8 protein-coding genes are annotated in these 8512 nt (G+C 73.8%); 4 read left to right on the top strand and 4 right to left on the bottom strand.

The window, feature by feature from the left end:
* The 3 genes from AB0B41_RS31425 to AB0B41_RS31415 form a co-directional block, all read right to left on the bottom strand.
* Positions 1–1350: FAD-dependent monooxygenase (locus tag AB0B41_RS31425; RefSeq protein ID WP_358209756.1), on the bottom strand; the 1350-nt coding region annotated here is incomplete at its 3' end.
* Between the two features lie 36 nt (positions 1351–1386).
* On the bottom strand, positions 1387–2364 hold the full coding sequence (locus AB0B41_RS31420) for an MBL fold metallo-hydrolase (protein ID WP_358209754.1): 978 nt from the start codon (positions 2362–2364) through the stop codon (positions 1387–1389).
* Positions 2365–2593: 229 nt separating this feature from the next.
* On the bottom strand, positions 2594–4282 hold the full coding sequence (locus tag AB0B41_RS31415; RefSeq protein ID WP_358209752.1) for an AMP-binding protein: 1689 nt from the start codon (positions 4280–4282) through the stop codon (positions 2594–2596).
* Between the two features lie 193 nt (positions 4283–4475).
* On the opposite strand from AB0B41_RS31415, the gene AB0B41_RS31410 reads away from it, so the two are divergent.
* The gene (locus AB0B41_RS31410) at positions 4476–5294 is read left to right on the top strand and encodes a LuxR C-terminal-related transcriptional regulator (RefSeq protein WP_358209750.1); all 819 of its coding nucleotides are present in this window, start codon (positions 4476–4478) and stop codon (positions 5292–5294) included.
* Between the two features lie 7 nt (positions 5295–5301).
* Here AB0B41_RS31410 and AB0B41_RS31405 read toward each other — a convergent pair whose 3' ends face one another.
* On the bottom strand, positions 5302–5700 hold the full coding sequence (locus AB0B41_RS31405) for a DUF5313 family protein (protein WP_358209748.1): 399 nt from the start codon (positions 5698–5700) through the stop codon (positions 5302–5304).
* 104 nt (positions 5701–5804) lie between these two features.
* On the opposite strand from AB0B41_RS31405, the gene AB0B41_RS31400 reads away from it, so the two are divergent.
* The 3 genes from AB0B41_RS31400 to AB0B41_RS31390 all read left to right on the top strand — a co-directional run bounded on the left by AB0B41_RS31400 (position 5805) and on the right by AB0B41_RS31390 (position 8485).
* On the top strand, positions 5805–6239 hold the full coding sequence (locus AB0B41_RS31400; RefSeq protein WP_358209758.1) for a MarR family transcriptional regulator: 435 nt from the start codon (positions 5805–5807) through the stop codon (positions 6237–6239).
* A gap of 144 nt (positions 6240–6383) precedes the next feature.
* Positions 6384–7598 carry an ABC transporter substrate-binding protein gene (locus tag AB0B41_RS31395; protein ID WP_358209746.1) on the top strand — a complete coding sequence of 405 codons (1215 nt, stop codon included), beginning with the start codon at positions 6384–6386 and terminating at the stop codon, positions 7596–7598.
* A complete protein-coding gene (locus tag AB0B41_RS31390) occupies positions 7595–8485 on the top strand; it encodes a branched-chain amino acid ABC transporter permease (protein WP_358209744.1) in 891 nt (296 codons plus the stop codon). Before AB0B41_RS31395 ends, AB0B41_RS31390 begins: the two co-directional genes overlap by 4 nt.
* Positions 8486–8512: the final 27 nt, after the last annotated feature.

Below are 8512 nucleotides of genomic sequence, written 5' to 3'. Positions count from 1 at the left end.
GCCGACTGTCGCCCCGGCGACGACGACCGGGGCGTCGGGCAGCAGCACGCCGGGTCCGGCCGGCGGGACCTGCCCGCGCGGCGGACGGCCGCCGAAGGGCCGCCGCGGATCCACCGTGGTCAGCGGCGAGTCGACGTACCAGAACGGCTCGGACAGCCGCCCGGAGTCGACGCGGGCGCGGGCCCCGGCGTCGGACGCCGCCCGGGCGAGCACGTCGGCGCGGTGCCGGGCGCGGGCCTCGTCCGGCGGGACCAGGAAGTCCATGGTCGCCGTGGTGACCGCGATGTTCTCGACCGCCGCGGCGTGCCGCTCGGCGTGGTAGCTCTCCAGCAGCTCCTCGGGCGCCCAGCCGTGCCCGACGTAGGCGATCTTCCAGGCCGCGTTCTCCGCGTCGCCGACCCCGGAGTTCAGCCCGCGGGCCCCGAACGGCGACACCAGGTGCGCCGCGTCGCCCGCGACGAGGATCCGCCCGCACCGCATCCGGTCGACCACGCGGGAGTGGAAGCGGTACACCGACTTCCACACGATCTCGTAGTCGCGGTCGCCGACGATCTGCCGGATCCGGGCGTCCAACGCCCCGGAGGCGACCTCGGCGTCCAGGTCGTAGTCCGCCGGCACCTGCCAGTCGATCCGGAAGGTCGAGTCCGGGCACGGGTGGATCAGCACCTGGCGCCCCGGGTTCCACTCCGGGTCGAAGAAGAACCGCCGCTCGGAGGCCCAGCCGGGCAGGTCCGCGCGGATGTCGCAGATGAGGAAGCGGTCGTCGAAGGAGTGCCCGTCGAAGCTCACCCCGAGGAGCGCGCGCAGCTCGTCGCTGCGGGCCCCGGCGCAGACGACGAGGTAGGAGCCGCGCAGCTCCCGGTCGTCGTCGAGGCGGGCGACGACCCCGGCGCCGTCCTGCTCGACGTGCACGACCCGGTGCCCCCAGCGCAGGTCCACGAGGGGTCCGGCGGCGATGCACTCGTCGAGGATCTCCTCGGTGCGCGTCTGGGAGATGTTGACGAACGGCGGGAACGCCGAGCGGCCGGGGTCGGCGAACTCGACCGCGAACAGCTCCCGGTCGCGGTGGAAGGTGCGGGCGGTGGTCCAGGTGACGCCTTCGTCGGCGATCCGCCGGCCGGCGCCGACGGCCTCCCAGACGTCGAGGACGTCCCGCTGCTGGCAGATCGCCTTGGAGCCCACCCTGTCCCGTTCGGGACGCCGGTCGAGCACGATCGTCGGCACGCCCCAGCGGGCGAGCAGCAGGGCGGTGGTCTGCCCGACCGGGCCGGCGCCCAGGACGAGCACCGGCGCGGAGGGCCAGGCGCCCGCCGCCCGGTCCCTGCTCCGCGAGCGAGGTGTGGTGGTCATGCGGTACTCCCGTCGTCGCGAGTCCTGAACCGGGGCTCAGCCCTGCAGCTGGGCCCAGACCTCCTGGTCGCGCTCGGCCGTCCAGATGACCGGGCGCTCGACACCGGACAGCTCGTCCCACAGCCGCGAGACGTCGAAGGGCAGGCAGTGCTCGAAGATCGGCCAGTGCCCGTAGTCGTCCACCAGCGCGGCGTGCGTGGCCTCGAACGCCTCCTTCAGCGTGCCACCGCGCTCCTGCACCCCGCCGACCTCGCGGATCATCGCCTGCAGGAACCCGCGGGTCTGCTCGATCGCCGCGTCGACCTCCGCGCGGCTGCGGCTGACCGCGCCCCGTCCCCCGACCAACTGCTCCGCACCGAGCGCCTTCACGGAGTCCAGGGTGGTGCCCGCCCAGTCCCGATGGAAGGCGTCACCGGTGTAGAGCGCGGCCTGGGCCTCGACGAGGTCGCCGGCGAAGAGGATCTTCTGCCGCGGCAGCCAGGCGGTGATGTCCCCCTCGGTGTGCCCGCGCCCGTGGTACTGCAGCACCAGCTCACCGCGGTCGCCGCCGAGATCGATGGTCAGCCGGTCGGCGAAGGTCAGCGTGGGCCAGGTCAGCCCCGGCACCGAGTCCGCCGCCTCCGCGAGCCGCGGCATCCGCGCGAACTCCGACTCCCAGTCCTGCTTGCCCCGCTCGGCCACCAGGTCGCGGGTGATCTCGTGGGACACGATCGTCTCGGCGCCGAACGCGCTCGCGCCCAGCACCCGGACCGCGTGGTAGTGCGAGAGCACCAGGTAGCGCACCGGCTTGTCGGTGTGCTGACGCAGCGTGGTCAGCCACTTCTCCGCGGCGACGGGGGTGGCGAGGGCCTCGAAGCAGACGAGGAAGTCCTCGCCCTCGATCGCGCCGATGTTCGGGTCCCCCTCGGCCGTGAGCGCGTAGACGCCGTCGGCGAGGACCTCGAGGGTCTGCTCCTTGGCGGCGGTGTCGGCGGAGGAGGCGAACGGCGTGGCCGCCCCGGGGGTGTGCGTCATCGACAGTCCCTTCCCGTCGCTGGGAGGTCGCGGGTCCTGATCGCCGAGTGACGATCAAAGGTTTGATTACCTGAGCGACGGTAGGGCCTCGACGGACGGAACACCAGAACCGTCCCGGGTGTGAACACTGATGGAGCAGTGGCCCGCCGCAGCCTTTCAGCCGCGGCGGGCCGATCCGCGGCGCCGTCGTCGGCCCCGTCGGTGAAGAAGGAGAGCTGCCGCGGGCGCGTCAGCCCTTCAGCTCGGGGAACCGGTCGTCGCGCCACTCGGTCCCGCCACCGTCGCCGGCCTCCTCGCGGGCGCGCAGCTCGACCCGGCGGATCTTGCCGGAGATCGTCTTGGGCAGGTCGAAGAACTCCAGCCGGCGCACCCGCAGGTAGGGGGCCAGGTTCTCGCGCGCGTGCCGCAGGATCTCCAGCGCGGTCTCCCGCGTCGGCTCCCAGCCCGGGGCGAGGGCGACATAGGCCTTCGGCACGGCCAGACGGACCGGGTCCGGCGCCGGGACCACCGCCGCCTCCGTCACCGCCGGGTGCTCGATGAGCACGCTCTCCAGCTCGAACGGCGAGACCTTGTAGTCGGAGGCCTTGAAGACGTCGTCCGTGCGGCCGACGTAGAACAGGTACCCGTCGGCGTCGCGGGTGGCGACGTCGCCGGTGTGGTAGTAGCCGCCCTCGGTCGCCTCGGCCTGCTTCTCCGGGTCGCCGAGGTAGCCGGTCATCAGGCTCAGCGGGGCCTCGGCGAGGTCGAGGCAGATCTCGCCCTCGACCTCGCTCGGCCGTCCCGTCAGCGGGTCGACGAGCACGACCGGCACGCCCGGCAGCGGCCTCCCCATCGAGCCGGGCTTCACCACGGAGCCCGGGGTGTTGCCGACCGACGCCGTGGTCTCGGTCTGCCCGAACCCGTCGCGCAGCGTCAGCCCCCACGCCCGCCGGACCTGCTCGATCACCTCCGGGTTGAGCGGCTCGCCCGCGGCGATCACCTCGCGCAGCTCCCCCGGTCCGCCCGACAGGTCGGCCTTGATCAGCATCCGCCACACCGTCGGCGGGGCACAGAACGTGCTCACGCCGTGCTCGCGGATCTTGCCGAGCAGCGCCGCGGCGTCGAACCGCGAGTAGTTGTGGACGAAGATCGAGGCCTCGGCGATCCACGGCGCGAAGAAGCAGCTCCACGCGTGCTTGGCCCAACCCGGCGAGCTGATGTTGAGGTGCGTGTCGCCGGGCCGGATGCCCAGCCAGTACAGCGTGGACAGGTGACCCACCGGATAGGACTGCTGGGTGTGCTCGACGAGCTTGGGGCGGCTCGTCGTGCCGGAGGTGAAGTACAGGAGCAGCCGGTCGTCGGCGGAGGTGCCGGGGTGCGGGAGCGGGTCGTCGGCGGCGGTGGCGGCGTCGGCGTAGTCCAGCCAGCCCTCGACGGGCCCGCCCACGGCGATGCGGGCGAGGCCGTCGATCCCGCCGAACTTGGGTGCGTCGGCCGCCCCCGCGACCACGTGCCGCGCACCGCCGCGGGCGATCCGGTCCGGCAGGTCGGCGGCGCCGAGAGCGGTGGTCGTCGGCATGATCACCGCGCCGAGCTTCATCACCGCGAGCATCGACTCCCACAGCTCGACCTGGTTGCCGAGCATCAGCAGGACGCCGTCGCCGCGGCGGACGCCCCGGTCGGCGAGCCACCGGGCCAGCTGGTTCGAGCGGCGCCGCAGCCCGTCGAACGACCAGGAGGCCACGCTCCCGTCCTCCTCCGCGATGGTCAGCGCGGGCCGGTCCACCCCGTCGGCGATCACGTCGAACCAGTCGTGCGCCCAGTTGAACGGCGCGTCGAACGCCGGCCACGCGAACGCGGCGACGGCCTTCTCGTGGTCCTCGCGCAGGCCCAGCAGCAGGTCGCGGGCGGCCCGGTAGCGGTCGTGGCTGGTCGTCATCGTGGTGTCGTCTCCCGGTCGGCGTCCGTACGGATCCGGTCCCGGGGCCGTGCCCCGGCGGATCGGCGGCCGGAAGCCTGACCGGCGGTGGACCGGCGTCACTACCCCCGAACAGGGGTAGCGCGCGGACCACCCGGACCGGACCCTCTTCTCGGGGCCGTCGACGGCGGCCCGGCGACGACGAGGAGGTCACGTGGTCGACGACGACTCACCGGTCGGCATCGTCGACCGGGTCGTCGGGCAGCGGCTGCGCCAGCTGCAGCGGACGACCGGGCTGCCGGTGGTGTTCGGCGGGGCGACGCGGCCGCGCCGCGAGGGACCCCAGCTGCGGATCGGGCACCTGCGCGGCACGCTCGGCGACTCGCTGCGCGATCTCGAGGTGGGCCGCGGGCGTGGGCTGGGTGGCTCCGCGCTGCTGACCGGCACGGCCTGCCGGGTCGACGACTACGCCTCCACCCGCGCGATCACCCACGACTTCGACCACCACGTGGTCCGCGAGGAGCGGATGACCTCGGTGGTCGCCGTGCCCGTCGCGGTGGGCGGGGCGGTCGGCGCCGTGGTGTACGGGGCCGTCCGCGCCCCGCACCGCATCGGCGACGTCGTCCTGGACCGGGTGGCCGCGTTCGGGGCCGCGCTCGAGCGCGAGATCGCGGCGCTGCTCCCGCCGCCCGCCCGTCCCCGCAGGTCGCCGGAGACCCGGGCACGGACGGCGCTGGCCGAGCTCGCCGACCTCGCGCGGACCGCGGCCGATCCCGACCTGCGCCGGCGGCTCGCCCGGATCGTCACGGAGCTGGGCGGGGCGGACCCGGCCGCATCCCGGCCCGCGCTGGCCCCCCGCGAGCTCGACGTGCTCGGGCTCGTCGCCCTGGGCCGGACCAACGCCGAGGTCGCCGACGCGATGGGGCTGAGCCAGGAGACGGTGAAGGCCTACCTCCGCAGCGCGATGCGCCGGCTCGACGTGCGGAACCGGACGGCCGCGGTGCACGCCGCGCGGGAGCGGGGCCTGCTGTAGAGGGCGGTCAGTCCTCCTGCCGCCAGCGGGCGGCGTAGCGCTCCTCCTGCTCGCGACGCTCGTCGGCGTGGGCCTCCTCGCGGATCGCGGCGGCGCCGCCCTGCGGGTAGCCGGCCTTGACCGCCCGGTGCTCGGCCGACTCGTACATGTAGGCGAACGAGTAGAAGTAGCCGATGAGCAGGCCGCCGAGCACCGCCATCGCGCGGACCCAGGACTCGCCGGGGATGAACACGTACAGCAGCACCGCGATCGGCAGCAGCTGCACGGTGGCGCGGGCGAAGTGCCGCCACCGCCAGCTCGGTGCGGTGACGTCGTGCAGCACCCACTCCTTGTGCCGCGCGGGCAGCCCCGCCCCGCAGGCGTAGAGGAGCCATCGCAGCGGATTCGGCCGGACCGTCTCGGACATCATCCTCACCCCAACACTTTGTACACCAAGGATCGTACACTGGCCCAGTGACCGACTCCGGACGATGTGACGAGGGTGACCTCGCGACCGTCGCAGAACCCGATCTGCTCACGCTGGACCGGCAGGTCTGCTTCGCGCTGGCCGTGGCGGCGCGCAACGTCATCGCGCTGTACCGCCCGCTCCTCGAGCCGATGGGCCTCACGCACCCGCAGTACCTGGTCATGCTTGCGCTGTGGGAGCGCTCGCCCCGCTCGGTGACCGACCTCAGCACGGCCCTGGCGCTCGACCCGGGCACGCTGTCCCCGCTGCTCAAGCGCCTGGAGGCGGCCGGGTACGTGACGCGGAGGCGCGTCGAGGGCAACGAGCGCATGCTCGCCGTCGGCCTCACCGCGGAGGGCCGCGCGCTGCGCGTGCAGGCCGAGCGGATCCCCCCGGCGATCATCGACCGGCTCGGGATGCCGATCTCCGACCTCGAGCACCTGCACGCCGTGCTGACCGAGGTCATCGCCGCCAGCCGGACCGAGCCGGACGCCGGCTGACGGCCGCACCGGGCGCGTCACGATTCCCTTTCGTCACGGTGCGAGCGGTTGACACCCGTCCGAGTGATTCGACACCATCCGTGTCCTCCGACACACCCGTGTAGTACGTCGGCCCCACCACATCGTTCGACGAGGAGCGGTTCGATGGCTGAGTACACCCTGTCCAGGCGGCGCCTCCTCGGGCTCCTCGGCGCGGCGGCGGCCGCACCCGCGCTCGCGGCCTGCGGCAGCAGCGTCGGCGGGGGCTCGTCGGGAGGCGGCGGCGCGCAGGGTGGGCCGGTGAAGGTCGGCCTGGTCGTCCCGCAGTCCGGGGTGTACGCCTCGCTCGGCACGGACATGCAGCGCGGCTGGGACCTCTGGCTGCAGCAGCACGGCAACCGGATCGGCGGCCGCGAGGTCACGACCGTCGTGGCCGACGAGGGCGAGAACCCGCAGAGCGGAGTGCCGGCCGTCCAACGGGTGCTGCAGGCGGACCAGGTCGACGTCGTCGTCGGGATCGTGAACTCGGCGACGGCCCTCGGCGCCGCACCGCTGATGAGCGAGTCGAAGAAGGTCCTCGTCGTGGCCAACGCGGGCGCCGCGGACATCACCGGGAAGTCCCGCACGCCGTACGTCTGGCGGACCTCGTTCCAGAACGCGCAGGTCGCGGCGGCCGCGGGCCCGTACCTCGCGCAGCAGAACATCCCCGGTGGGGTCTTCCTCATCGCGCCGGACTACGCGGCCGGCACCGAGGTCCGGGCCGGATTCAAGGCCGCCTACGAGGCGGCGGGCGGCCGGATCGCCGGCGAGGCGGCGCCGCCCTTCGGCACCACCCAGGACTACCAGCCCTTCCTCTCGCAGATCCGGCAGTCCGGGGCGGGCGCGGTGTTCTGTTTCTTCGCCGGCGCCGAGGCGGTCCGGTTCGTGCAGCAGTACGCCCAGTTCGGGCTGAAGGACTCCGTGCCGCTCTACGGGTCGGGCTTCCTCACCGAGGGCGGGGTCCTCACCGCGCAGGGCGACGCCGCGGTGGGCGTGCGCACCTCGCTCTTCTACACCGACCGGCTCGACAACCCGGCCAACCGGGCGTTCGTCGACGCCTACCGCGGGGCCTACCAGGCCCTCCCCACCTGCTACTCGGTGTCCACGTGGGACGCCGCCGCCGTGCTGGACCGGGCCCTCGGCTCGGCGACCGCGCTCGACGGCGACGCGGTGAGCGCCGCCCTCGGACAGGTCGGCGCGATCGACGACAGCCCGCGCGGCTCGTGGACCTTCGACGGCCAGAGCCCGCGCCAGACGATGTACCTGCGCATCGTCGAGGGCGTCCCCGGGCAGCTGAGCAACGCGGTCACCTCCGATCTCGGGCAGAAGGCCCAGGTATGACGGGCTGGCTCGCGGCCAACCTGATCAGCGTCCTGAACGGGCTGGCCATCGGCGCCCTGCTGTTCATCCTCGCCGTCGGGCTCTCGCTCGTGTTCGGGATGATGGACGTCCTGAACCTCGCGCACGGCGCGCTGTTCGTCACCGGGGCGTACGTGGCCGCGGCACTCTCCGCCGGCGGGCCGTCGTGGGGCGCGTTCCTCGGCGCACTCGGCCTCGCTGCCGTGATCGGGCTGCTCGCGGGCGGCGTGCTGTCCGCGATGACCGAGCCGCTGCGCCGCCGGTCGCACCTGGACCAGGCGCTGCTCACCCTCGGCGTGGCGCTGATCGTCGCCGAGGTGCTGCAGATCGCGTTCGGCGACGACCCGCTGGCCGTGCCGGCGCCGCCCGGGCTCGACGGGTCGGTCTCGCTGGCCGGCGCCGCGTACCCGACGTACCGCCTGGTGATCATCGGCATCGGCGCGGTCCTGGCCGTCGCCATCCACGTGGTGGTCGAGCGGACGACGCTCGGGGCCCTCGTCCGCGCCACGGTGGCGGACCGCGAGATGGTCGCCTCGATCGGCGTGGACAACCGGCGGGTCAAGGTCGCGGTGTTCGCCCTCGGGTCGCTGCTGGCCACGGTGGCCGGCGTGCTCGGCGGCCCGGTGTACGGGGCGAGCGTCGGCCTGGACTCGACCGTGCTGATCCTGGCGCTCGTCGTCGTGGTCATCGGGGGCCTCGGCTCGGTGCGCGGCGCCCTGGTCGGCGCGCTGGTGATCGGACAGATCGAGTCGCTGGGCCGGGCGCTGCTGCCGGACCTGGCCTCCTTCGTGCTGTTCGGCGCGCTGGCGCTGGTCCTGGTCCTGCGCCCGCAGGGGCTCTTCGGGAGCCGGGCGGGGGCGGCGGCGTGACCGAGCTGTCGGCGCGATCGGAGGCAC

Origin of the sequence: Pseudonocardia sp. NPDC049154 (genome assembly GCF_040648315.1) — a bacterium.
Classification (GTDB): domain Bacteria; phylum Actinomycetota; class Actinomycetes; order Mycobacteriales; family Pseudonocardiaceae; genus Pseudonocardia.
This window is presented reverse-complemented; position numbering and strand designations above follow the sequence as displayed.

What these genes read in the sequence shown, in the direction of transcription:
- AB0B41_RS31420 (WP_358209754.1), bottom strand. Translation starts at nt 2,364, where the DNA reads ATGACGCACACCCCCGGGGCGGCCACGCCGTTCGCCTCCTCCGCCGAC.
- AB0B41_RS31415 (WP_358209752.1), bottom strand. Translation starts at nt 4,282, where the DNA reads ATGACGACCAGCCACGACCGCTACCGGGCCGCCCGCGACCTGCTGCTG.
- AB0B41_RS31405 (WP_358209748.1), bottom strand. Translation starts at nt 5,700, where the DNA reads ATGTCCGAGACGGTCCGGCCGAATCCGCTGCGATGGCTCCTCTACGCC.
- AB0B41_RS31395 (WP_358209746.1), top strand. Translation starts at nt 6,384, where the DNA reads ATGGCTGAGTACACCCTGTCCAGGCGGCGCCTCCTCGGGCTCCTCGGC.
- AB0B41_RS31390 (WP_358209744.1), top strand. Translation starts at nt 7,595, where the DNA reads ATGACGGGCTGGCTCGCGGCCAACCTGATCAGCGTCCTGAACGGGCTG.